Here is a 25243-nt window from a genome sequence, read left to right as displayed (position 1 = left end):
GAGCACGGTACATCGCTTGGCATTCACTGGTACAATCTTTGGCATTCGTTGGTAAGATCTATGTCAATGATGGTACATTTCATTGGCCGTAATCAATTTTTCAATGACAAAGCATTGTATTGTTTTGAAGGTTCGAAATGGTAGAATGGAAGCATAACTTTACGGAAAGAGGTGGCTTTTGTGAAGAAGATCGAATTAGGAAAAAGTGGATTGGAAGTAGGGGAGATTTCGCTTGGATGCATGCGGCTGAGCTCGCTTTCTCAAGACGATGCGAGACACGTTATTGATAATGCGATAGAACATGGCGTCGATCTGTTTGACCATGCGGACATTTATGGTGGTGGAGAATCAGAAACGGTATTTGCGAACGCAATCGGGATGGATTCTTCCGTACGTGAAAAAATGATCCTCCAAACGAAATGTGGCATCCGCAAAGGGCTTTATGATTTTTCGAAGGAGCATATTTTACGCTCAGTAGAAGGTAGTTTAAAGCGGTTGCAGACGGAGTACATCGATATTTTGTTATTGCACCGACCGGATGCGTTAATGGAGCCAGATGAGGTTGCAGAAGCATTTAATGAGCTGGAGAAAAGCGGGAAGGTTCGTCATTTCGGTGTTAGTAACCACAATGCGCTACAGATCGAACTGCTGAAAAAATCAGTTGAGCAAAAATTGATCATTAACCAGATGCAGTTCAGCGTCATGCATACGCCGATGATCGATGCCGGCATCAACGTCAACATGCAAAATGACGGGTCGGTTATGCGTGATGGCGGGATGCTCGACTACAGCCGTTTGAATGATATGACCATCCAAGCGTGGTCGCCGTTTCAATATGGCATGATCGAAGGGACGTTTATAGGAAATGATAAATTTCCAGAGGTTAACGGAAAGCTTCAGGAATTTGCGGAGAAATATGATGTAACGGATTCAGCGATCGCCATTGCGTGGATTTTACGCCATCCTGCCAACATCCAGCCTGTCATTGGGACGATGAATCCACAACGTTTAGCAAATATCGCAAAAGCTTCAGACGTGAAGCTGACGAAAGAAGAATGGTACGAACTTTACCGAATCGCAGGAAATACACTGCCTTAAACCGAACGCTTCGGCAAAATACTTCGCTTTCACCCTAAAGGGTACAAGTGCAACATCGACTCGAGAAGACCTCGTCGTGTTTTCTTTGCCGCCGGGCACGGCTTCAGCTTCCTCGGAAAGCAAAAAAAGCTTTCCTGCGGGATCTTCAGCTCGCGCTGTTCCCGCAGGAGTCTGTATGTTGCCTACGCTTATGGCCTATGTTTTAATTTCATGCTACTTTTGTTGTTCGGTTTCAAGGAAAGAACTCACTTGTACATTGAAAATCTACTATGTATAAACAAGAAGCCTATGTATTTGTAAGTGTTTACTCTTTTTGAAAGGTCTCTATTAGATATATACACATGGTTCCGCTCAAGTTAATGGCAAACTTAGCATGTCTCTCACTAGGTTTTGTATTGTTTCTTCCTTTACCATGGGAGTCCCCAAATTCATTCCTCAAGGAGCCAAGTCCTGTTACAACTCCACTTATTGATCCGAGAATTTGCTTGAATATCCCTTCACTGTGCTGGTCGGGAGCCATATTTAATAATTGAAAAACTTGTTTATATAATTGATTCAAACTATCTCCTTTCTTATAATTTTCACCTTTTTCATCAAGAATCCACTTCAAGGTGCTTTCAATCATGGACAATGACGCCGTAATTGCATCTTCAGGGTCGGTTTTTGCTTGGTTAAGAGCGCGTTTCCAGTCATTTTCCACATGCTCGATGCTATATTCACTTGTGTATCCTTCTATCTCACTAGTAATGAATGTGGAGTTGGTATATTGTATCTTACCGTCAGAAAACTCATATCCGTCTCGTTCAAGTAATTTCAAAAATTGCCGCCAATCTTTACCTTCCAAGAAATCTTCATCTTCTTCTAGTTCTAAATAGAAAATTTCAAATACATTCAAGAGCTTTCTTGCATCATGTGAGTTATTTAAGTTTAATGAAGCGACATAGGTATCAGCAAGAGCCCTTCTTTGTCCTCCTAAATTACTTGCGTATTTCTCATTTTCAAAAATCCCTTCACCTTCAAACAATTTTTGTATCCTTGCCAGAGAACTATTTCCGCTTAACAAGTCGTAGAAAACGTGCAATGTGCGTTTGTGTACCATTTGCAACCCCCATATATGATATTGCTCCTGCTATTTTACCAAAAATTAAAACAGGGTTTAACCAAAAGCTGCCACTAGCGAAACTCCTGCGGGAACAGCGAGCTAAGCGAGACCCCACAGCGCGCGTGAAAACGCGCCGAGGAGGCTCGCAGTTCGCCCGCGGAAAGCGAGCGTATGGCTGCTTGTCTATTATGAGGGCACTAGCTTTGCCTACACCTGTGGATCTTCTGATTTTCCGTAAATCATGACGCTATTTCCCTTTTCTCAATTTAGCCTGTGACATATCAAACACCTTTTTAAATTGTCGATAAAAGTGTGCTCGATTGCTTCCCGATCGTTGACGTTTTGCGTCAGAAACTGAATAATGTCCGAATTTGCTATTGAAGAAGAACCTAATAGCCACTGTTCCGTTTGCCTTGTGTAGGACCTTTGCAGCACATTAGCAAGAAGAATAAGCATGGCGTCAATAATAAAGGATGAAATGGACAAATCCTTGTTAAATAATTTTTCTGTATGGTGTTTGAAGATCAGTGTCGCACGAAGCAATCCTCCCTTACATCATACTAAACGTACATTACGCTCGGGTGAAAGGGTTGTCAATCTGTATTCTTTAGGAAGACATTAAAGGCACCATCCTTCCCAATTCTGTTACAATGGAAACGAGGCATTTATGTACGGTAAAGGAGATGGGACATATATTTTATAAAGAGCTTTATTTTTACCCGGGCAACACGCCTACTTTTGGGACAATCAGGACCTATACACCGCCCGATTTTGAAGGGTTAATTCGTCTGCAAGAAGAGTGCTTTCCACCGCCATTCCCGTCTGAGCTTCACTGGGATGTTGAACAGCTTCAAAATCATGTAACGCTATTTCCTGACGGTGCTTTATGTGCAGAAGTGGATGGAAAGCTTGTGGGATCTATTACAAGCTTGATTGTTAGAGAAGAGGATTATGCAGAGCACACATGGGCGACGATAACCGATGATGGCATGATTCGAAACCATAATCCACAAGGCGATGCGCTTTATGTGGTCGACCTTTGTGTAAGCCCTGAATTTAGGGGGCAAGGAATCGGAAGCAAGCTTATGAGTTCATTGTACGAGGTTACAACCGCCTATCGCTTAAAAAAGCTGTTCGGAGGTGTGCGAATGCCAGGGTATGCAAAAGTGGCTGATCAACTCACGCCTCATGAATACCTGGAGGACATTCTCTCAGGCAAGAGAACTGATCCGATTGTCACGATGCTAATGAAAAGTGGTCGGCGCCCGATAAAATTACTGCCGGATTATATCGATGATGACCAGTCAAAAGGGTACGCCGTTCTAATGGAGTGGGCGAATCCCATCTTATCAGAATCCAATATTCCTTGACCGAGAGAAGCTATCCCTAAGATCACAGCAATGATCTTAGGGATAGCTTCTTTTGTTTTTAATGATAGGCGTTTAAGGGAATTGTTGCAGAGTCTGGAGTCCTACATGTAATGAGACATATCCGTGAGGCGGTAGTCCTAGAAAAGGGAGAATGAGGTGATTTTTGTAATGTTAAGTCGGAAATACAAAACTACTTTCGATATTAAAATTCAAAAAGAGTCAGTTTTAGGAACGAACGATCCCCTTATGTTAGATATCCTGACACACTAATTGAAATAAAGGCGTAAATTTTCTAAAATCGGTTGACAGCAAATTTATTGTGCGTAAAATAAGAAATACGATAATGATGTTAGAAAACTTACCTTTTATAGGTGAGGAAAATTAACATGATATTGAAAGGGGAATGGATGGATTGGAAATACCACAGCTCATTAACACACTTTGGGTCGTCGTCTCTGCAATTCTAGTCATCTTCATGTTAGGCGGATTTATCATGCTCGAGGCTGGTTCTACGAGGATGAAAAATGCTGGTCACATTGCCGGCAAAACAATCTTTACGTTTGGGATTTCCTCTATAGTCTTCTGGGCGCTAGGCTATGGCTTGATTTTCGGAGAAGGAAACGCATTTATCGGCTTTTCTAACTTCTTCTACGATGGAGGAGACCTGGGGCAAGATATTGCTGGACCTGCGTTCTTTCTATTCCAAACCGCATTTGCGGGCATCTCCTTAACCATTGCGTTCGGTGGTTTCGCGGAGAGAGCGAAGCTTTCCGTCTACGTTCTGTTCGCTGTCTTGTTCTCCGTCTTGGTTTACCCGGTGATTGCTCACTGGATCTGGGGAGGCGGCTGGTTGTCTGCGCTTGGAAAGCAGGATTTTGCTGGATCAACCGTTGTGCATTTAACCGGTGCGATGGCCGCGTTGGCAGCGACGCTTCTTTTAAAACCTCGTCTTGGCAAATACAATAAGGACCGTTCACCGAATCAATTGTTTGGTCACAACCAAGTGTTTACGGCTTTAGGGGTATTAATTCTATGGGTCGGTTGGTTTGGTTTTAATGCAGGAAGCACGCTCGGTGTAGATGATGGCTTCTTCGGCTATGTTGCGCTTGTCACGAACATTGCAGCAGGCGTAGGGGCGATAGGAGCACTTGCTGTCTCTTGGATGAGTGCTGGAAAGTCTGATGTACCAACGATGCTCAATGGAGCACTTGCTGGTCTCGTCGCCATTACAGCATCCTGTGCATTCGTTTCACCTCTTGGTGCTATTATCATTGGACTCGTTGCCGGTATTTTGGTTTACTATAGTATGATATTGTTTGAAAAATTAAACATTGATGATCCGATTTTTGCCCTCTCTGTTCACGGTATGGCAGGTGTGTGGGGCACATTATCCACTGGATTTTTCGCAACACCAGAATTGGCGGCTGCCAATGGTGGGCGTGCAGGTCTTTTCTATGGAGGCGGATTCGAGCAGTTGCTCGTGCAAGCAACGGGTGTTGGCGTTTCAGCGCTTTACGCGTTTGGCGTTGCCTTTGTCCTGCTACTAGTCTTGAAAGCTGTTCTTGGTGGCTTGAGAGTATCTGAAGAGGAAGAAATTATGGGTCTTGATATGGCTGAGCATGGCAGTTACGGTTATCCAGAGTCTATGCAAGCCGTTGTCGAGCAAGCTGCATCAAAAGAATCAGCAACTTCGGCACCACAAGGGAATTCATTTAAAGGCTAGCTATGGAGAGGAGTTTTGCTTGTGACTGACACTCCAGATGTATACGAAGAGATCAGGATCTGGCGTGATGAGCAGTTGAGTGAAGCGGCTTATCATCCTGCAAAGCTTCGAGAACTTCATGATCATGTTTTGACGCGAACGGCGGAGGCGGCACTCGGCCGCTTTTCGCGCGTTTACGGGGAGCCGCCTGTGGCGTTTAACTGGTTTGTGATGGGAAGTGCGGGACGAATGGAACAGGCGTCAGCGAGTGATCAGGATCATGGTATTGTCTTCACTGAAGAGGGGCATGAAGAGTATTTTCTGGGGCTTGGAAAAGAGCTAAGTGATGGCTTGTACGAGCTTGGGTACCCTTACTGTGAAGGAAAGGTAATGAGCTCCTATCCACGCTGGTGCAAATCTGAAGCAGGTTGGTTTGAACAGCTCGAATATTGGATGAATGAGAGTGCGTGGGAAACAATTCGTCATTTAATCATTTTCATGGATGGACGCACAGTTTTAGGTGACGATACTTTGCTTGCCAGGAGCAAAGGCCATGTGTTCAAGCGTGTGCTTCAAAAGCAGGACGTGTTGTGCCGAATGGAGGAAAACACGCGCAAACGAAAAAAAGCAATGGGTGTCTTTGATCAGCTGTTGCCGGAAGACCATGGACCACATACCGGAGCACTGCAATTAAAAGAAACAGCGCTGCTCCCTTTTATCAATAGTGTTCGTTTGATGGCGATTGAAGAGGCATTGCTGGAAACCTCAACCTTAGACCGTTTAGAGCAGTTAAGTCGTCGCTTTCCTGGCAATACAGATTTGCCGAGGTGGCGTACCGATTACGAAAACCTGTTAGCCCTTCGCTTGCGTTTAAAAGAAGCAAACAGTGCCTATGAGGATGTCCATTACGTCGATGTGAAATCGTTAGGGAAGGAAGACAAGAAACAGCTCAAGCATTTGCTCAAAGAAGCTGGACGTATTCATCAGCAAATTCATCAAAAAGTAAGGAAAGGGTGCTCCTCCCATGCCATTTCAACGAATTTCTGATATGATGCGTCGCTTCGGAGGGCGTGGGTTTTCTTCCTTATCAGAAACCAATCCTAGTCATGCCGCCTTTGTACGCAAGCTCCAACGAGAGATGAAACGCCATGAAACGTTATCGGTGCCTCTTAAGCAGCTGGAGTTGACGGTGTTTGACTTTGAGACGACTGGGTTTTGGCCAGACAAAGGCGATGTCATTCTGTCCATCGGTGCGATTAAAGTGAGAAACGGCGAATGTACAGACGACACCTTTTATTCAACGGTCTTATACGAAGAGCCGCTTGCGCCAGAAATCGCTGAGTTGACGGGGCTTACGCATGAAGAATTGCTCGATTCTCCAGCAATAAAGGATGTGCTCGCATCGTTTCTCTCTTTTGTTGGTACCGATGTATTGGTCGCTCACCATGCAGGACATGAAAAGCGATTTATGGAGGCGGCGTTTTTAGACACGTGGGGAATGGGCTTCAAGCGACGTATTGTCGATACGATGTGGCTTGCTAGACTGGCGTATCAATCTGCAGAATTAACGACACTTGACGAGTGCTGTCAAGCAGCAGGCATTGAGATTGAGCATAGGCATCATGCCCTTGAGGACGCGAAAGTGACGGCCACGCTCTGGTGCAACAGTGTGTCCAGCTTTGAAAGAGGATCTGTGAGAACGCTGCAGGATGTATACGAACAGCTCGGCATGTTTTAAGAAATGAGAATATAGGCAGCTTGCATTGGGAAGCATAACACTTGTAAAAAGAATGCTATGGGTGTACAATAGCTTTCCATTAACAGAGGAGCACTATTCTCACGGCCAGTTAGAACGACCGTGTCTTTAGTGGCTTTCATGCGAAACTGCATGAACAAAAGCTTACAAAACAAAGACATGAGGTGAACCAAATGAAAGCAGGATTAGAAATGCTTCTCGGCATGGTTTTGCTAGGGGCTATTTTATTTGTTGGCGTTGTCTACGTTCAGGATTCTCCCGAACAGGAAGCGCGACATATGTTGTCTATGGTGCAACAAGGCGTGCAACCAGAGTCCATGTCTACCGCAGATTATGAACAGCTACGCTATTATTATGAGTATACCGAAGCGCATAACTTACCTGCGCCAGATCATTTTATTTTTGTGAATGATGGTCAGGGGCCGGACTATGACGTTCAAGTTATTATGGATTCCTTTACTACAGATAAGCAAACTGGCGACCCAAAAGTGTTGTCTGGCTCCCTTCATCTGCAAATGACGAAGCATCATCAAGGCATCCTAGGGCAAGGTCAGTGGACCGCTAAGGTAGATCAATTGGAACGATTTTAAGGAACTCACACGTGGGTTCTTTTTTTGGTGTAGTGGTTAATAGGTGTGTGAGTTGGTAAGCGTGCCTTGGGCGTCAAGCCCGCAAGTAAATTCAATCAATCACATACTTCTTTTTTACTTGGGCAATCCTACTTGTAAAGGAGTTGATTGGGAAGATGAAAGGGCTTGTCATTGCTATGGCTGTTCTCTGGCTGTGGTCTTTTGACGTTTCCCAGGCTTCCGCGGCAAGAAGCCATGAGATCCCACCAGTACGTATGCTTCACTTGACGAGTGGAGTGGAGGAGGTGTGGGCCAACGGGGAGCTAGTTCAAAGGGCCAGCTTGCGATTGTTTACATCGTTCACAGCGTATAAAAAAATTGATTCTGCATCAAGGTTGCCTAGGGATGGCGTTTTAGTGCGTATTCCGTTTATGCCGCCTGTTGTTATAGACAATACGTCGTTTAGCGGCCAAGTCATTCAGCTTGTCGTCGTTATTCCGGAGGAAAAAAAGCCTTGGGTCCTTTTGAAAGATGTTGAAGGATCGTGGTATGAGTGTGAAATGTCGTCTTCTGTAGATGAACTTTTACTGGTGCTTTCCGGTGCGGTGCCCAATTAATAGGCAAAAAAATGTTAGATTTTATGTAAAACGGGTAAATCAGAAGTATGGTGGATGATCGCCATGAAATGAAAGGAAGTCCTCAAATTGAATCGTGTGTTTTTTTGGATGGTTTGTATTGGTGTCCCATTTTCAGTTCTGGGTAGCTTCTATCTGTCCTCTACGCTAATGTTTATCGTCTATTCTTTAACGATTGTTGCGTTATCTGCCTATATTGGCAGGGCAACGGAGAGCTTGGCAATCGTCACCGGTCCAAGGCTGGGTGGTTTGCTCAACGCCACGTTCGGCAACGCCGTGGAATTAATTATCTCGATTTTTGCTTTGCAGGCGGGGCTTGTGAATGTGGTCCTTGCCTCCCTCACTGGTTCTGTTATTGGGAATCTGTTACTTGTTGCAGGGTTATCCTTTTTTGTTGGGGGATTAAGATTCAAACGCCAAACCTTTAATGTGCATGATGCGCGTCATCACTCTGGGCTGCTAATTTTTGCAGTGCTCGTCGCGTTTGTTATTCCAGAGATTTTTTCACAACAAGTATCAGAGGAAACAACCTATACAATGAGCATTGCCATCTCTATTGTGTTAATCGTATTTTATGCTTTAGCTCTTATTTTCCGGCTAGTGACTCATCGAGGTGTTTATTCTCAGCCAGGTGATGAACCTGAAGAGGAAGAAACCCCAGAGTGGTCAGCGCGTAAAGCGACCATCATACTTGGATTAACTACGGCAGCGGTCGCGTACATTTCCGAGCAGCTCGTACATACATTAGAGGATGTGGCGAGAACGTTTGGATGGAGTGAACTTTTTATTGGGATTATTCTCGTCGCCATCATCGGGAATGCTGCGGAACACGCGTCAGCCGTCTTAATGGCGTACAAAAATCGCATGAATGTCGCCATTGAAATTGCTTTAGGGTCAACGATACAGATTGCAATGTTTGTTGTACCACTGCTTGTGTTTTTGTCATTTCTGATTGGACAACCAATGGCCCTGGTGTTTACAATACCTGAACTTATTGCAATGATCGTTTCTATATTTCTTGTGATTTCAGTGACCAACGATGGCGATACGAATTGGTTTGAAGGAGCGCTATTGCTTGGGGCGTATATTATTTTAGCGATCGGATTTTATTTTCTTTAAACGAAAAGGAGAAGTGATCTAAAATGAAGACGTATACGGCAACCGTTTCCACTAAAAACAATCGTACTCAACTGAGTGCTTCAGGCTGGACGTATAGAGAGGTGTATCAAAAGCTGGCGAAACAAAGCAAGACGCCGCCAGCATTTCCGAAAACCCCACGGTAAATGGCAAAGGACTATTGACGTTCAGGATCAGCCTTGGTATAATTTCAGAAATTTTATCTAAAATGTCAACGAAAGAGAGAGTAGCTGTTTGGCGCATGCTTAGCGAATTGGGGAGAGTGAGAGCCCAGTCATGAACCAGCAGTGAACCGGACTCTGGAGAAGCAGGCCTGAACGTCTGAAGAAAGTAGGGCTTGACGTTAGTCGCGTTATCGACTAGGAAGTGGGAAAGATTTATTTGATGATCTTTCCAATAAGAGTGGCACCACGGACCCCCGTCTCTTTATTGAGATGGGGGTTTTTTGCGTGCAGAAAGGGTTGGGCAAATGGAATCATTGAAAACGATTTGGAGTACGGTCGTACAAGAGGCGGTTGCGGAAAATGTAACTTTAGATGACGTCTATCAGCTGATAGAGACCCCGAAACAAGCTGGGCATGGAGATTTGGCCTTTCCATGCTTTATCTTGGCTAAACAACAAAGGAAAGCACCGACAGTGATTGCTTCGGAGCTTGCTGAGCGCCTTCACCATCCTTGGATTAAGCGCGTCGTTGCTGTAGGCGGGTATGTCAATGTGCTCTTTCATCGCAATATCATTGCGAATCAAGTGCTGAAACAGATATTGGACAATGGAAGCACCTACGGCTCAAACAGCTCTGGGAACAACGCAAACGTTCCGATTGATTTTTCGTCTCCGAACATTGCAAAGCCTTTTTCAATGGGGCATCTTCGCTCAACGGTCATAGGGCAATCTATAGCTCGACTTGCTGAAAAAAATGGCTATATGCCCATCCGCATTAATTATATTGGCGATTGGGGGACGCAATTCGGTAAGCTCATTGCAGCATATACATTATGGCATACGGAGTATGATACGAAAGCAGACCCCATTCGTGCCTTGTTTCAGATGTATGTTCGTTTTCACAAGGAGGCAAAACATACTCCTGAGTTGGAGGATGCAGGCAGACAGTGGTTCGTAAAGCTCGAAGCAGGGGATGCAGATGCGTTGGCGCTTTGGCGCTGGTTTCGTGAGCTGTCTTTAGAGTCGTTTAATCACTTGTATCAACGACTTAATGTGAGCTTTGATCTTGTGCGAGGCGAGGCCTATTATAACGACAAAATGAAACCAATTGTGAATGAGCTTAAAAGCAAAGGTTTGCTAGAAGAGTCTCAAGGGGCTTCAGTTGTTCGCTTGGATGGTGAGGTGCCCCCTTGTCTTATTCAAAAAAAGGATGGCGCTTCATTGTACGCTACGAGAGATTTGGCGGCGGCGTTTGATCGTCACACGTCCTATGAACCAACACGAATGTTGTATGTGGTAGGGCAGGAGCAGGCGCTTCATTTTGTTCAAGTGAAGGAGGTGCTAAAAAAGATGGGTGCCTCTTGGGCAGACCAAGTGGAGCATGTCTCTTTTGGACTGCTTTTATCTGGTGGGAAAAAAATGTCCACGAGAAAGGGGCACGTCGTCATGCTAGAAGACGTTCTAGATGAGGCGAAAAATCGCGCGCTCGCCTCGATCCAAGCAAGAACGCCTCATTTATTTGAGATGGAAAAGGTGGCCGAAAAGGTTGCTGTTGGGGCGCTGATCTTCCATGATTTAAAGCATTATCGCCAAAATGATGTGGAATTTTCTCTGGAGCAGATGCTTACCTTTGAAGGTGAAACAGGTCCGTATCTTCAGTACACCTTTGCTAGAGCAAAAACGCTGTTAGAAAAAGGGGGATGGAGCGAAGCTGATCAGCATACAATAACAGAAATTGACGAGGAGGCATGGCCGATCGTTAAAGCATTGGAAGAATGGCCAGCAAAAATTAAGCAAGCGTGGCAGCAGACAGATCCTTCACTCATCGCAAGGCATCTGCTTTCATTGGCAAAAGCGTTCAACACATTTTATAGCCAAGTGCGTATCATCGACGATTCTGCGAACAAAGCTACACGTTTGACGATTGTGTGGACAGTTGCCACTGTGTTAGAGGATGGGCTGAAACTGTTGGGAATTCAGGCGCCAGAGAAAATGTAACAAAACACCTTGAAGCTTGCAGGGTGCCTTGTAGGCATGTAAGATACACAGAGATGTTGGTGGCAAAGGTGGGAAGAAAAATGAAAAAACAACTGGCATTGCCTAAAGTGTTAGAAACGTATCGAGAACAATTTGAGCAGACGATGTTACCGTTCGTGCGCTTGCGCGGCGTGCTAGCGAAAACAGGCCCTTACGATAGCAAATTCGGGGGTACGCCTTATTTTCCAAACAATGAATCGTATCCTGAGGACAGCCATGGGGTTCCAATGAAGCTGTTGGCGCAATTGAACTTCGCACAACTTCCTGCGCTTGAAGATTATCCAGACAAAGGCATTCTTCAGTTTTACATTTCCGTCAGCGATGACGTGTACGGAATAGACTTTGATGAGCCTTTAAGCCAAAAGGATTTCCGTGTATTGTATTTTGAAGAGCTTTTCGAAGAGCAGGAGCTTATGTCTGATTTTTCATTTGTGAGGACGATCGACAGCTCGCCTTTTGAAGAGGACGATATCGACATTGCCTTGTTCGCCGTTTTGGATGAGGAAATGGTGTCCGTCGGTGATGTTCGCTTTAAAACACACTTTCACGATGACGCGTGGCACTTTTTTAAGCAATACGGACATGAAGCAGATACGACGTGGGGGGACTATAATGATCTCCACGGAGGGCAGGGACATAAAATAGGGGGATACGCGTATTTCACGCAAGAGGACCCTAGGGTCTATGAACACCAGTCGCATTCGCGCCTATTGTTTCAGATAGATACAGACTATTCAATGGGCATTTTATGGGGAGACTGTGGCGTAGCCAACTTTTTTATTCGTGAAGAGGACTTAAAAAACCGCAACTTTGATCAAGTATTATACAACTGGGATTGCTCATAGCACAGGTCTGCTATGAGCATTTTTTGTTTCCCAGTGAATGTAATGAGGTTTTAGTGACGAACGGGATCTGCGACATGCACAAGCTGCTTGCCGATGTTCGTGCCTGAAAAGAGTCCGAGAAAGGCATCTACAGTGTTTTCAAAGCCGTCAATAACAGATTCTCTGTACGTCAGCTTACCTTGCAATAGCCACTCTGTTAGTTGGGCTTCGCCTTCCGCGTAACGATGCGCGTAATCAGAGACAATGAATCCTTTCATTAAGGCACGGTTTACTAGTAAGTTCGGTTGGATGCGAGGCCCAACGTCTTGTTTTTGTAAGTTATATAATGATATTTGACCGCAAATCGGGATGCGAGCACCGTCATTTATGAGTGAAAGGGCAGCGTCTGATACAGGACCTCCGACATTATCAAAGTAAATGTCAATCCCATCTGGACAGGCGGTCTCCAAAGCAGAGGGCACATCGTCTGTTTTATAATTCACTGTTGCGTCAACGCCTAATTCTTTGAGATACGCTGCTTTTTCATCTGATCCCACGATACCTACCACGTGAGCACCTTTTAATTTTCCAATCTGACATACTAAACTACCAACAGCTCCAGCTGCACCGGACACAACTAAGGTGTCTCCCTCCGAAGGGTTGCCGATGTCAAGCAGGCCGAAGTAGGCTGTCAATCCAGTCATGCCAAGTGGTCCTAAGAAAACGGATGGAGGAAGCGGATCCGATGTAATTTTCCTGAGCAGGCTTTCCTTGACGGCATTGACACGTCGGAACGGCAAAATGCCGGTCACAAGATCACCGACAGCAAAAGTATCCGTGGCGGTTTCAGTCACTTCTCCTATGAGCCCACCAGAAATCGCTTGATCTAACTGAAACGGAGGCACATAAGATTTTGTATCGTTCATACGACCACGCATGTAAGGGTCGACAGAAAGGTATAAAGTACGAACAATGACTTCACCTTCGCCTAAGACAGGTGTATCTAATTGCTCGAATGAAAAATCCTCTTTTGTAGGTAACCCGGATGGTCTGTTTATAAGTAGTAACTGTTCATTTTTCAATTCCATAGCCAAGCTCCTTTATCGTAGGTTCAAACTCGTTCTTATCGTACATAATTCTTCAATACAATATACATTTCCAATAAGCGACTTTCTCAAACATTTCAATGGAGGGACATATATGCATCCGACGCAACGATTGCAATTCCGACGCTATACAATGGAAGACTTGATGTTTTATACATCACTTTGGCAACATCCTGATGTCGTCCGTTTTATAGGCAATGGGCAGAAAAAGACCTCCGAGGAGGCCCGACGAAGCTTGCAATATTGGGTGCTGCCAGGGTACAAAGATGGGTTAGGACTCCATCTGATTTTGGATGCCAAAACCCATCAACCGATAGGTCACGCTGGGCTTGTGCGTCAGCTTGTCGATGGACGCACAGAGATTGAAATTGGCTATTGGTTGTTGCCGGAATACTGGGGCAAAGGTTTGGCAAAGGAAGCTGCGGCTGCCTGTATGGACTATGGGGAAAATGTATTAGGCATTCAACGATTTATATGCCTCATTCACCCGAACCACCCAGCATCTATCTTTGTTGCACTACGTATTGGCATGGCCTACGAAAAAACGAGTGCCTACAATGGCAGGGATGTGCTCGTTTATGCAAACACGGCATCAATGTGAACCAGTGTCCGCTTTTGCTCGGATAATGCCAGTCTGACCAGCTGTCACATCTCCTGTAGCCATGTGCTCTACTGCCCAACCTTCAGGCAAGTTGGTGAAAATAAGTGGCGTGACCACAGACGCTTGTTTTTTAACGCGCTCCAGATCAAAGTTGATTAATGCCTGCCCCGGATGAACAGTATCGCCCACTTCAACGAGGGCAGTAAACCCATCGCCTTTCAATGCAACAGTGTCAATCCCAATATGAAGAAGTAACTCGGTTCCTGCTTTTGTTTTCAAGCCAATGGCATGTGTCGTGTCGGCAATCATTTCGACACGGGCATAAACAGGGGAGCAAACGGTCCCGTCGCTTGGCTCGATCGCAAAGCCGTCCCCCATCATTCCTGTAGAGAACATGTCATCATTGACGTCCGCAAGAGGGATGAGCTTTCCAGATAGGGGTGCAGCTACAGCGGCAATATCATTCGGATCGGCTGTTTGCTCTGCGGTCTCATTTCGTGTAGAGGATTCATTGGATTGATCCGCATTGGTGCTTTTATTCTTAAGCAAATCCTTCATGGCATTGTAGACAAATTCAACCTGTGTGCCAACGATGACTTGAAGGTTTGTTTTGCTGACCTTCATGACACCCCTAGCGCCATGCGATTTTAACGCTGCTTCATTGATTTGATCCATATTTTCTACAGTTAAGCGCAATCTGGTGGCGCAATGGTCCAGGGTACGGATGTTGCTGCCGCCTCCTAGATCTTCAATAAACTGCAAGGACTGCTGATCAAATTTCGATGAGCCGGAGGGGTTTGTATCGACATGACCAGGGCTGCCAGCTACGGCAAGCTCCTCATCCTCATCCTCACGACCAGGTGTTTTTAGATCAAAAAAGCGAATGGCGAAATAAAAGAGCCCGAGATAGACGAAAAAGTAAACAACGCCCATGATCAATAATGTTAATTCTCCACGCCCTTGGGCGGATTGGAGAACAAAATCAATCACACCTGCTGAAAAGCCGAAGCCGTGATGCACATCGAATAACGTGGCTAAATACAGCGCCGATCCGGTGAGAATGGCATGGATGAGATAGAGCAGTGGTGCCAAAAACATAAACGAGAATTCAACAGGTTCTGTGATGCCGGTGAAAAAGGAAGTGAACGCAAGGCTAGACATCGCAAACAGTGTTGCTTTTCGGCGTTCCTTTTTCGCAGCAAGACCAATCGCTAGTGCAGCACCTGGAATACCAAACATCATGATGACATAAAACCCACCCATGAAAATGCCAGCCTCAGGGTCTCCTTCTAAAAAGCGGTTCAAATCTCCCGTAACGCCGTTATATTCGCCAAATTGAAACCAGACGAGTGTATTAATGACATGATGAAGGCCAAAAGGAATCAACAGACGGTTAATAAAACCAAAAATTCCTGCCCCAGCTGCCCCGGCATCTACAATGGATTGCCCTCCTGCCTCGACCAATCCTTGAATAGGCGGCCATACAAAGCCTAGGATAATCGTAACGAGAAGCATAAGTCCCGCCGTAGCAATCGGAACAAATCGCCGACCACCAAAGAAAGCGAGGAATTCGGGGAGCTGAATATTGTTAAAGCGATTGTAGAGTAAACCGGCAGTCACCCCAGAGAGTAAACCTCCGAGCACGCCCATATCAATATCCTCACCACCAATCGCGATCAACCCTTGGGAAAGAATAAAATAACCTATGACCCCTGCGATCGCAGCCGCGCCATGACTATCCTTTGCAAACCCGACCGCAACACCAGCCGCAAAAATAATTGCGAGATTGCCGGTAATGCCGAGTCCAGCGTCTTGGACAAATGCCCCTCCAGCGATGGAGTATTCTTGCATTAAGAGTCCGATACCTATTAAAATACCTGCTGCCGGCAGAACAGCAATCGGAAGCATTAGGGCTTTGCCTAACCGTTGTAAAAAATCGAGCATGTTGTTCTCATCTCCGTTTCTATGCGAATTAAGTGGACGCAAAATCGGCTTATATAAGCTATGGGAATGAAGTCCTTGAGTGGTCATTCAGTGATGCTCTATAGAACTAGGGCGTGTCTGAGAACTCAGAAGGGAGCAGATGTTGCCGAATTTTCGTTCCAAGCAAGGCGCTTTTTCGCAGACGGACCGGACGTACGTCAAGGAAAAGGAACGAAGCAGGGGAGGAAAAGGCGGTGACAAATGACTCTGAGCGTGTTTTAAGACACGCCCTAATTTCTGACCACTTTATTTTTTCCATAGTCCCTTTGTAGATTCCTTCTTATGATGTGCTTTTATGAAGAAGTGACGGTTTCGTGAAAATGCTGTTCCTTTTACTCATTTCGTGTAGAACATGGTAAAATCATACCGACCCCGTATGTATTGGGGATGATGGAAAGGGGTGTAGTCCAAATGATTGACGGTATGCAGGCAGCTCATGAAGGCTCATGGGCATTTGTCGTAATTCTATTTGTATTGTCTTACCTGTTTGCGAATGTTAAAGTCCTGCCAATGATTTTACGTTTGTTTTATGTCATTATGATTTTCTCGGGTGGCTATATGCTGTTTAGTTATGGCTTTCCACTCCATTTTGTGATTAAAGCCATTTTGGCGATTGTCGCCATTGGGCTGATGGAAGCAACACTTGGCAAGAAGAAACGTGGCGAAAAAGCTGTTGGACTTTTCGTAGCCGTTATCGTTGTGCTTCTTCTCGTGGTTTTGCTTGGCTATGGTGTGCTTGGTTAAAAACGGACGACTTCTCTTTCTAAGGGGAGTCTCTTTTCTTTTTTCAGAATGTAAAGAAACTTGGAGGTGTGGATAATGACATTCGAGGGAGATCCATTAGATCAGCGGTCCATCGATGCCTTCCGTCTGGAGGAATATAAATTTCCGAATATCAAGACATCCTTCGAACTGTACGGCATGCACATTCGAAAAGTTTCGGCAGGATGGGAGTATCCTGTTCATGAGCATGCGATGTATGAAATTAATTTAGTTACAGAAGGCGCGCAGCGGTTTTATGTGGACGGGGAGCTTTACGAGCAGAAACAAGGGGACATGATGCTCATCCGGCCGAATGTACGACATTCCAGCGAAGGAGCGGGAGAGGAGTTCACCTATTTTTGCCTGCATTTTAATCTGGAGGATCGTTGGTTCCTCCCCTTCTTTCAACAGTCTAATCAAAGTTTTTATCCTGCACGGGCAAGCCTTGTTCGTCAGATCCGTCCGTTTTTAGATCGCTTGATGGCAATGATAAAGCAGCCTTCTCATCAGCTTGCGATCTATGCGCTCATGTTTGAGATGCTTGGCGCGCTAACAACGGCGCTGTCGTTACAAGACAAAACGAGCGCAGTGCCAGGACACACCATTCAGCTTGCCTATGACATTGCCGAACAACTTGAAAAATATATCTTGGTTTCTGAAACATTGCACGAACAGACGTCGAAAAGGAAAGGCATTGTCACGAGGGTTGCAGAGGAGTTGAGCTTTAGTGAATCCTACATTCAAAAAGTATTCAGGCAAGTCTACCACCTCTCTCCTCGCCAATACGTTTCCATGCGTAAATTGAACCACTGCAAGACAAGTCTCCAGCATAGCCAAATGTCGATTGAAGAGCTCTCCCTTGTCATGGGATATCGGGATGTGGCGCACTTCAGTCGCCAGTTCAAACGCTGGTCAGGGTTGTCGCCATCTCAGTATCGAGAGATCCAAAAAAGCCAGACGACGTATCCACATGGACCATAGTCCTGATTTGGGTAAATAACAACATTGAAAATGCCATGGAATGTTGCACGTCCATTGCCTAAACTGGACAAAAAGCAAGCTGTTGAGTATTGTAAGCGCTTTATGTAAAATGAGTAAAAGGGAGAGAGATCAATGACGACGATTAAGAATCCAATTCTAACAGGCTTTCATCCAGACCCAAGTGTTTGTAGACATGGAGAAGATTACTACGTAGCTGTTTCAACGTTTGAATGGTTCCCAGGCGTTCAAATCTTTCATTCAAAGGATTTAAAGAATTGGCGTCTCGTTTCACGACCATTGAGCAGAGTAAGTCAACTCGATATGAAAGGAAACCCGAATTCAGGAGGCGTATGGGCCCCTTGCCTATCCTATCATGACGGGAAATTTTGGTTGATTTATTCAGATGTAAAGGTGGTCTCCGGGGCATGGAAGGACGGTCATAACTACCTTGTTACATGTGACACAATAGACGGGGAATGGAGCGACCCTATTTATCTCAATAGCTCTGGATTCGATCCGTCGCTGTTTCATGACCCGAGTGGAAAGAAATACGTCGTCAATATGGTATGGGACCAGCGTCAGCATCAGCACTCGTTTTATGGAATTGTTCTACAAGAATATGACCATACAGAGCAACGGCTTATAGGACCGAAGGAAATTATTTTTAAAGGAACGAACCTAAAACTGACAGAAGCGCCGCACCTTTATAAAATGGGGGATTATTACTACTTGCTCACTGCAGAAGGCGGAACGAAGTATGAACATGCAGCGACCATAGCAAGGTCAACTTCACTTCATGGACCCTATGAGGTTCATCCGAGCAACCCCCTCATTACGTCCTGGCCATACCCTGAAAATCCATTACAAAAGGCAGGGCATGCATCCATTGTTCACACCCATACGGACGAGTGGTATATGCTTTACCTCATGGCACGACCATTGCCTGATGATACGAAGTCGCTAACAGGACGTGATCTTTATTGTCCTTTAGGACGAGAGACAAGTATCGCGAAACTGGAGTGGCGTGACAACTGGCCATACATCCATGGTGGTGGAAATCAGCCGACCTTGACTGTCGAGGGGCCAGCGATCCCAGAGCACCCATGGCCAGAACGTGAACCAAAGGACGATTTTCTTTCGACTGAGCTAAGTCATGAGTTTCAATCCTTACGCATCCCACTTGATGACAGCATTATGTCATTAAAGGATAGGGCGGGGTACCTTCGTTTATACGGGAAAGAATCCCTGACCTCACTGTTTACACAAGCTCATGTGGCGAGGCGTTGGCAGGATTTCTATTTTAGAGCAGAAACAAAGCTGGATGTCCATCCAACGACGTTTCAGCAGGCGGCTGGCTTGGTGTGTTACTACAATACGGACAATTGGACGTCTCTTCAGGTCACCTGGCATGAAACGAAAGGAAAAGTGTTAGATATCGTTCGTTGTGACCAAGCGGCTGTTTCACAACCAATTGCCGGTCATGAGGTCGTTATTGAGGATGACAAGGCGGAAGTATATTTAAGAGTAGACGTTCGTGGACCACACTATCAATTCTCCTATTCATTAAATGGAGATGATTGGGTAAATATCGGTCCTGCGTTTGAATCGTACAAAATTTCGGATGACTACATCAGGTCAGGAGGATTCTTTACAGGCGGCTTCGTTGGTATGCACTGTCAAGATACTTCAGGCGAAAACGTGCCAGCCGATTTTGATTATTTCTTTTATGGAAAATTGCATGACGAGTAATGAAAACAATGCGTAAACAAAGGTAGGCGATAATAATGGAAAATGCACAGCAATTAAAAGGGAAAGTAGCCGTTGTCACAGGTGGCGGCGGTGTATTGTGCGGCTCGATGGCAGAAAAATTAGCCGAATGTGGCATGAAGGTAGCGGTCGTGAACCGAACGCTGTCCAAAGCGGAAAAGGTTGTTGCGGGAATTGTGGAGCGTGGTGGTGAGGCCATCGCCGTACAGTGTGACGTGCTCGATCAAGCGCAGGTAGAAAGAGCTGATGAGGAGATTTTTCAAAAGTACGGCGCATGCGATGTGCTTGTTAACGGCGCTGGCGGGAATGACGCGAGAGCGATCACGACCAATGAATACTTTGATAGCAAGGATTTAGATAATGATGAAGTGACCACCTTTTTCGATTTGTCTGCAGAGGGCTTTCGTTTTGTGTTTGATGTGAACTTTCTTGGCTCCTTTGTCACATCGCAAGTGTTTGCCAGACGTATGCTTGGACGCGGGGGATCGATCATTAACATATCGTCTATGAGCGCGCCATCCCCAATGACGAAGGTACCCGCATACAGTGCAGCAAAAGCGGGCATCGAAAATTTCACAAAATGGCTTTCTGTGTATCTTGCCGAACAGAACATTCGTGTCAATGCGATTGCCCCAGGCTTTTTCCTTACTGAACAGAATCATAAGCTTTTGAAAAATGAGGATGGTTCCTTAACACCGAGGTCTGAAAAAATCATCAGCCAAACACCGATGCGTCGTTTCGGTAAACCCGAGGATCTTCATGGTGTGATGCTGTGGCTTGCAAATGACCTGCAAAGTCAGTTTGTCACGGGCATTACGGTCCCTGTGGATGGTGGCTTCATGGCGTATTCCGGTGTATAAACGGTGCACTTATTTACTATTTAGAAAGGTGTTCGTATACGCTTGTCTATAAGCGGTAGGCGTCATCTTTTCATGGGTTTTAAACAGTTTCATAAAGTATTTCTCATCATGAATGCCAATATTCCATGCGATTTCTTGTACGGAGCAATTCGTTTCCGCTAGAAGCATCTTGGCTTTTTCAAGTTTGATTTTATGAATATAGGCTGTCAATGTAACGCCTGTCCTTTTTTTAAACCAACGGGACAAGTAGTCCTTGTTGTAATTAAATCGTTTCGCCACAATTTGCGTAGAAAGTGGTTCTGTCACGTGGTTGCGGATCCACTCTAGCATGACAGATAGCTCACGGTCATGTGAGGCAAGGTTTTTATATCGCTGTGGGTTCATCTGTACGCTTAATTCAATAAACAATGCCGTCGCTAAATAATCACCGCCTTGAGGATGGTAGTGTTGTCGACTTGTAATATCAAGAAGCTGTCGAAGCAAGATATGAACACGGTCCATATGAGGAAGAGTGCAAAACGTTGGGACGGATAACGTCTTTTCTCCGTTTTCGGGCTCGGGTCTTATGTGAAGCCAAAAAAAGGACAATCCTGGAGGACTTGTGAAGGTGCCTCCATGCTCTTTCCCCGGTGAAAGCAACAAACAATCACCGGGGTTTACTTTGTAAGCGTTTGTATTTTCTCGTATATGTAGACACCCTGATATACCAACGATGAGCTCGTAGCTATCCATTACCCTTGTGTCATGAAGAAAAGGGCGATCGGAAACAAATTCACCACAGGATAGAAACGTGATGGGGGACGTTAGTGAAAATGCTATCGTCGTTGACATTTCATTGCTCCTTTACGTCAGAATTTTCCACCTGCTGTCTAGGATCGCATACCGACAAGCCGTAGTACGCATGGTAGAGTGTTCGTGAATGGAAAACAATCGGAATAGAGGAGAGGTTTCTTATGAATAAAAAGCTTGCCCTTTACCACCCGAAAGTTCGCGTTACAGACTCATTTTGGCGTGAGAAAATAGATGTTGTCAAGACCAATGTAATCCCTTATCAGTGGGAAGCCTTGAATGATCGCTTGCCAGACGCTGCCCCAAGTCATGCGATTGAAAACCTAAAAATTGCGGCAGGGGAAAAAGAAGGAGAATACCATGGGTTTGTATTTCAGGACACGGACCTGGCAAAGTGGATCGAAGCGGTCGCCTATGTGCTGGAGGATCAGGCCGATGAAACACTTGAAGCACAGGCCGATGAGGTAATTGACCTAGTCGTGAGGGCCCAAGGAAGCGATGGGTACTTAAACACCTACTTTACGGTGAAGGAACCGGGCAAAAGGTGGACGAATCTGCGTGATCAGCATGAATTGTATACGGCAGGCCATTTTATTGAGGCTGCGGTTGCCTACTATCAAGCGACAGGCAAAGATGTTCTATTAAAGGCGATGTGTCGATTTGTTGATTACATTGATTCTGTGTTTGGTTTAGAAGAAGACAAACGAAAAGGCTACGATGGCCATCAGGAGATTGAATTGGCATTGCTTCGCTTGTATGAAGTCACCGGTGATGAAAAGCACCTCAATTTAAGCTATTACTTTATTAATCAACGTGGCCAACAGCCGCATTACTTTGATATAGAAAAAGAAGAGCGTGAGGAGAATTCTGGGACACATATGTGGAAGGACGTCGGCCGCTATGGGTATTCTCAGGCCCATAAGCCAGTTCGAGAACAGGACGAAGCTGTCGGTCATGCGGTTCGCGCCGTTTACATGTATTCCGCAATGGCAGACCTTGCGAAACTAAAAAGTGATGAAGGTCTTGCGGAGGCCACGAAAACGCTCTGGAAAAACGTGACGAACAAGCAAATGTACTTGACGGCAGGCATCGGGTCTCAGACCCATGGGGAAGCCTTTTCGACCATTGCCTATGATTTACCGAATGATGAATGCTACACAGAGACATGTGCCTCGATAGGCCTCGTGTTTTGGGCGCAGCGAATGATGAAGCTGGAGAAGCAAGGAGCGTATGGCGATGTGATGGAAAGAGCATTGTACAATGGCACCATTTCAGGGATGGATTTGAATGGGAAACGATTTTTCTATGTGAACCCATTGGAGGTATGGCCTGAGCAGTCCAACCGCAGAGAAAACCGTTCACACGCCAAACCCGTCCGGCAGAAGTGGTATAGCTGTGCGTGTTGCCCGCCGAACCTAGCTCGCTTAATTGCCTCGATTGGGCGCTATATGTACGAGGTTGAAGAGGATTATGTGTACAATCAATTATTTATGAGCGCAGAAGCGACCGTCCGTGTAAAGGAAACAGACGTCATTCTCAAGCAAAAAACAAATTATCCATGGGAGGGACATATCGCGACTGAAGTGCATCCGGAACAAGAGCTGTCTTGGACGTTTGCTGTCCGAATTCCGGGTTGGGCAGAGGGGGCAGAGCTGTATGTCAATGCACAACGCCTGGACATTGCCTCTATTTTGCATAATGGCTATGCACTCATCGATCGTGTGTGGCGCAAGGGGGATGTTGTCGAGCTAAAGCTGCCTCTCACTCCACAGCGTGTGTATGCCCACCCAAGTCTGCGGGAGAATGCAGGCAAGGTTGCCTTTCAACGCGGGCCAGTTGTATATGCTTTTGAAGAAGCGGACAACGGCAAAAATCTACCAGCATTATCAATCTCGCCTTCTTCAGTGGCAGAAGCTGCATTTGAACCTGACATACTTGATGGAGTTGTGGCATTGACCGTGGAAGGGCACCGTGCAGTGCCAAATGATGAAGGACTTTATCAAAAAACGAAAGCAGAAGAAACGCTCGTTCAGCTAAAAGCGGTTCCCTATTACGCATGGTGCAATCGTGAGCCAGGCGAGATGCTCGTTTGGGTGCGTGAGAAAGCGTAACAAGGCAACTTTCGTAGTGCGAAAATCACCTTTACGACCTAAGCGAATGTCTACAATCTAAATCACCAGTAGCAAAGAAAACACGATGAGGTCCTTTCGAATCGATGATGCACTTGTACCCTTTAGGGTGAAAGTGAGCGTATGGCAGCTTGTATAAAAAGCAACCCCAACAATGAACTTCAGGTTTACCCAATTATATCTAGGGCGTGTCTGAGAACTCAGAAGGGAGCAGAAGTTGCCGAATTTTCGTTCCAAGCAAGGCGCTTTTTCGCAGGCGTACCGGACGTACGTCAAGGAAAAGGAACGCAGCAAGGGACGAAAAGGCGGTGACAGATGCCTCTTAGCGAGTTTTAAGACACGCCCTAAGCGTATCAGCCAAATGTAAGGTGCGAAAGTCGAGTTAACTAAAAGTAAAAGCGTGGACGAGTGGTCTGGAAAAATATGAGATTCACCAGCAGTGACGTAGGTTTCATTGAAAAATGAAAAGAGCTTTTGGTTGTCAATTGGTAGTATCAATTTGCGGCCAAGAGCTTTTAAGAACACTATACAGTAGCCACTGCGACACGGTGTTCGGAGAGAAAGGCAGCTGTGGCAAAAGAAGCGGACCCGAGGGCACACGCGTGATGATTCAATGTTGAGTATGAAATTTTTGTCCCTTCAAGTTGTTTAGGAGAGACGCGATCAACTAACGTTTGGGCGACTGGATTGGCTAACCACTTTTCCAATTGGGCCATGCGATTTCCGATGACAATGAGCTCAGGATTAAATGTATGAATAATGGATGAAAGCCCGATGCCCAAATAAATGCCGATTTGCTGAATGGTTTGCAATATCTCGGGGTCGGCGTTATGTAACTGGTCGATAATGTCACTGAGAGTAGGAGGAGCAGTGGCATATAAATTCGAACGTTTCGCATGTGAAAGCAGGGCCGTTTCAGAGGCATAAAGCTCCCAACATCCCCGATTTCCGCAACGGCACTTCTTTCCATTGGTTTCAATGGTCATGTGCCCCATTTCTCCAGCGCTCCCCATCACCCCAGTATACAACTTTCCTTGAAGAATAAGGCCAGTACCGATGCCCGCTCCAACGCTGGCATACACCATGTTGTCTGAAAACTGACCAACCCCGTAGAGATGTTCACCATGACAGCCAGCATTGGCTTCGTTTTCAATAATGACAGGGAGGTGGAAATGCTGCTCGAGTCTTGGTCTCATGTGTTCGTCTGTCCAATTTAAATTAGGTGCGAAACGAATGACGCCATCACGACTAATCAAACCAGGAACTCCAATGCCAATGCCGATGACACCATAAGGACTTTCTGGTGCTTTAGAGATAAGTCGCTCTATCACAGCGATTAATTGATCACAAACCGCATCAAAGTTTTGGTTATTGAGCTCTTCTTTTATTTCAAAAAGAATCGCCCCCTTTAAATCGGTAAGAACGGCTAAAAAATGATAGACTCCTAAATCAATACCAATCGAAAAGCCTGCACGATGATTAAAGTACAGCATCACAGGCTTACGTCCACCGCTGGATTGGCCGGGACCAATTTCATGAACAAGCGATGATTGAATAAGCTCTGCCACCATGGTGGATACAGTAGCCTTATTTAAATTCGTGTTCTTAGAGATCTGTGCACGTGAAATCGGACCTTTTTTCTCAACTTCATCCAACACAATGGATTTATTGATTTTTTTAACAAGATTTTGATCACCAGTTTGAAGCGTTTTCATTTTGAGGATCTCCCTTACAGCAGTCTCTAGAAAGGCTCTGTTTATCGCGATAGGAAAAGGGGTCTGTGTTCTCTATCGCATTCATTTACTTTACTTAATGATATCATATTTACGATCATTTTTAATGTTCAAACTATACATTGTGGAAAATGATCCC

The 25243-nt window shown here is 45.5% G+C and carries 22 protein-coding genes and 1 other annotated feature; of the genes, 17 read left to right on the top strand and 5 right to left on the bottom strand.

Annotated elements, in window-relative coordinates; all coding sequences use genetic code 11:
• The first annotated feature begins 180 nt into the window (after nt 1-180).
• Nucleotides 181-1098 carry an aldo/keto reductase gene (locus EV213_RS14755; RefSeq protein ID WP_133581322.1) on the top strand — a complete coding sequence of 306 codons (918 nt, stop codon included), beginning with the start codon at nt 181-183 and terminating at the stop codon, nt 1096-1098.
• Nucleotides 1099-1402: 304 nt separating this feature from the next.
• On the opposite strand, the gene EV213_RS14750 is transcribed toward EV213_RS14755, so the two are convergent.
• Nucleotides 1403-2197, bottom strand: a complete 795-nt coding sequence (locus tag EV213_RS14750) for an abortive infection family protein (protein ID WP_133581321.1) — start codon at nt 2195-2197, stop codon at nt 1403-1405.
• A 686-nt stretch (nt 2198-2883) separates the two neighbouring features.
• Between EV213_RS14750 and EV213_RS14745 the strand changes: the two genes are divergently transcribed.
• The 10 genes from EV213_RS14745 to EV213_RS14705 all read left to right on the top strand — a co-directional run bounded on the left by EV213_RS14745 (nt 2884) and on the right by EV213_RS14705 (nt 12414).
• Entirely contained in the window at nt 2884-3570 is a 687-nt protein-coding gene (locus EV213_RS14745) for a GNAT family N-acetyltransferase (RefSeq protein ID WP_341770354.1), read from the top strand.
• A 412-nt stretch (nt 3571-3982) separates the two neighbouring features.
• On the top strand, nt 3983-5293 hold the full coding sequence (locus tag EV213_RS14740; RefSeq protein ID WP_424923062.1) for an ammonium transporter: 1311 nt from the start codon (nt 3983-3985) through the stop codon (nt 5291-5293).
• 21 nt (nt 5294-5314) lie between these two features.
• Nucleotides 5315-6319 (top strand): DUF294 nucleotidyltransferase-like domain-containing protein, encoded by a 1005-nt coding sequence (locus EV213_RS14735; RefSeq protein ID WP_166639337.1) that lies wholly within the window; start codon nt 5315-5317, stop codon nt 6317-6319.
• Nucleotides 6297-7010, top strand: coding sequence for an exonuclease domain-containing protein (locus tag EV213_RS14730; RefSeq protein WP_133581318.1), 714 nt, complete (start codon nt 6297-6299; stop codon nt 7008-7010). Before EV213_RS14735 ends, EV213_RS14730 begins: the two co-directional genes overlap by 23 nt.
• A gap of 191 nt (nt 7011-7201) precedes the next feature.
• Nucleotides 7202-7618, top strand: a complete 417-nt coding sequence (locus tag EV213_RS14725; RefSeq protein WP_133581317.1) for a hypothetical protein — start codon at nt 7202-7204, stop codon at nt 7616-7618.
• A 155-nt stretch (nt 7619-7773) separates the two neighbouring features.
• A complete protein-coding gene (locus tag EV213_RS14720) occupies nt 7774-8214 on the top strand; it encodes a hypothetical protein (protein WP_133581316.1) in 441 nt (146 codons plus the stop codon).
• 87 nt (nt 8215-8301) lie between these two features.
• The gene (cax, locus tag EV213_RS14715) at nt 8302-9351 is read left to right on the top strand and encodes a calcium/proton exchanger (RefSeq protein WP_133581315.1); all 1050 of its coding nucleotides are present in this window, start codon (nt 8302-8304) and stop codon (nt 9349-9351) included.
• Nucleotides 9352-9374: 23 nt separating this feature from the next.
• Nucleotides 9375-9515 (top strand): hypothetical protein, encoded by a 141-nt coding sequence (locus EV213_RS20815; protein ID WP_166639336.1) that lies wholly within the window; start codon nt 9375-9377, stop codon nt 9513-9515.
• Between the two features lie 59 nt (nt 9516-9574).
• Nucleotides 9575-9798: a binding site (T-box leader), on the top strand.
• Between the two features lie 40 nt (nt 9799-9838).
• A complete protein-coding gene (gene argS / locus EV213_RS14710) occupies nt 9839-11530 on the top strand; it encodes an arginine--tRNA ligase (protein ID WP_133581314.1) in 1692 nt (563 codons plus the stop codon).
• Nucleotides 11531-11610: 80 nt separating this feature from the next.
• The gene (locus EV213_RS14705; protein WP_133581313.1) at nt 11611-12414 is read left to right on the top strand and encodes a YwqG family protein; all 804 of its coding nucleotides are present in this window, start codon (nt 11611-11613) and stop codon (nt 12412-12414) included.
• A 50-nt stretch (nt 12415-12464) separates the two neighbouring features.
• Here the strand turns inward: EV213_RS14705 and EV213_RS14700 are convergent, their stop codons facing one another.
• A complete protein-coding gene (locus EV213_RS14700; RefSeq protein ID WP_133581312.1) occupies nt 12465-13481 on the bottom strand; it encodes an NADP-dependent oxidoreductase in 1017 nt (338 codons plus the stop codon).
• 112 nt (nt 13482-13593) lie between these two features.
• Here EV213_RS14700 and EV213_RS14695 point away from each other — a divergent pair, with 112 nt between their 5' ends.
• A complete protein-coding gene (locus EV213_RS14695) occupies nt 13594-14100 on the top strand; it encodes a GNAT family N-acetyltransferase (RefSeq protein ID WP_133581311.1) in 507 nt (168 codons plus the stop codon).
• On the opposite strand, the gene EV213_RS14690 is transcribed toward EV213_RS14695, so the two are convergent.
• On the bottom strand, nt 14092-16044 hold the full coding sequence (locus tag EV213_RS14690; protein ID WP_133581310.1) for a glucose PTS transporter subunit IIA: 1953 nt from the start codon (nt 16042-16044) through the stop codon (nt 14092-14094). The genes EV213_RS14695 and EV213_RS14690 overlap by 9 nt on opposite strands.
• Before the next feature lie 450 nt (nt 16045-16494).
• On the opposite strand from EV213_RS14690, the gene EV213_RS14685 reads away from it, so the two are divergent.
• The 4 genes from EV213_RS14685 to EV213_RS14670 all read left to right on the top strand — a co-directional run bounded on the left by EV213_RS14685 (nt 16495) and on the right by EV213_RS14670 (nt 20453).
• Nucleotides 16495-16827 (top strand): DUF1516 family protein, encoded by a 333-nt coding sequence (locus EV213_RS14685; protein ID WP_243740181.1) that lies wholly within the window; start codon nt 16495-16497, stop codon nt 16825-16827.
• 75 nt (nt 16828-16902) lie between these two features.
• On the top strand, nt 16903-17826 hold the full coding sequence (locus tag EV213_RS14680) for an AraC family transcriptional regulator (protein ID WP_133581308.1): 924 nt from the start codon (nt 16903-16905) through the stop codon (nt 17824-17826).
• Nucleotides 17827-17958: 132 nt separating this feature from the next.
• Nucleotides 17959-19575 carry a glycoside hydrolase family 43 protein gene (locus EV213_RS14675; protein ID WP_133581307.1) on the top strand — a complete coding sequence of 539 codons (1617 nt, stop codon included), beginning with the start codon at nt 17959-17961 and terminating at the stop codon, nt 19573-19575.
• 35 nt (nt 19576-19610) lie between these two features.
• Complete coding sequence (locus EV213_RS14670) at nt 19611-20453, top strand: SDR family oxidoreductase (protein ID WP_133581306.1); 843 nt, start codon at nt 19611-19613, stop codon at nt 20451-20453.
• 9 nt (nt 20454-20462) lie between these two features.
• Here the strand turns inward: EV213_RS14670 and EV213_RS14665 are convergent, their stop codons facing one another.
• On the bottom strand, nt 20463-21284 hold the full coding sequence (locus EV213_RS14665) for an AraC family transcriptional regulator (RefSeq protein ID WP_133581305.1): 822 nt from the start codon (nt 21282-21284) through the stop codon (nt 20463-20465).
• 122 nt (nt 21285-21406) lie between these two features.
• Here EV213_RS14665 and EV213_RS14660 point away from each other — a divergent pair, with 122 nt between their 5' ends.
• The gene (locus EV213_RS14660) at nt 21407-23353 is read left to right on the top strand and encodes a glycoside hydrolase family 127 protein (protein WP_133581304.1); all 1947 of its coding nucleotides are present in this window, start codon (nt 21407-21409) and stop codon (nt 23351-23353) included.
• Nucleotides 23354-23895: 542 nt separating this feature from the next.
• On the opposite strand, the gene EV213_RS14655 is transcribed toward EV213_RS14660, so the two are convergent.
• Nucleotides 23896-25086 (bottom strand): ROK family protein, encoded by a 1191-nt coding sequence (locus EV213_RS14655; protein WP_133581303.1) that lies wholly within the window; start codon nt 25084-25086, stop codon nt 23896-23898.
• Nucleotides 25087-25243: the final 157 nt, after the last annotated feature.

Source organism: Aureibacillus halotolerans (assembly GCF_004363045.1).
Lineage (GTDB): Bacteria > Bacillota > Bacilli > Bacillales > DSM-28697 > Aureibacillus > Aureibacillus halotolerans.
Note: the sequence above shows the minus strand (reverse complement) of the source record. Positions and strands in the feature narration are given on the sequence as shown.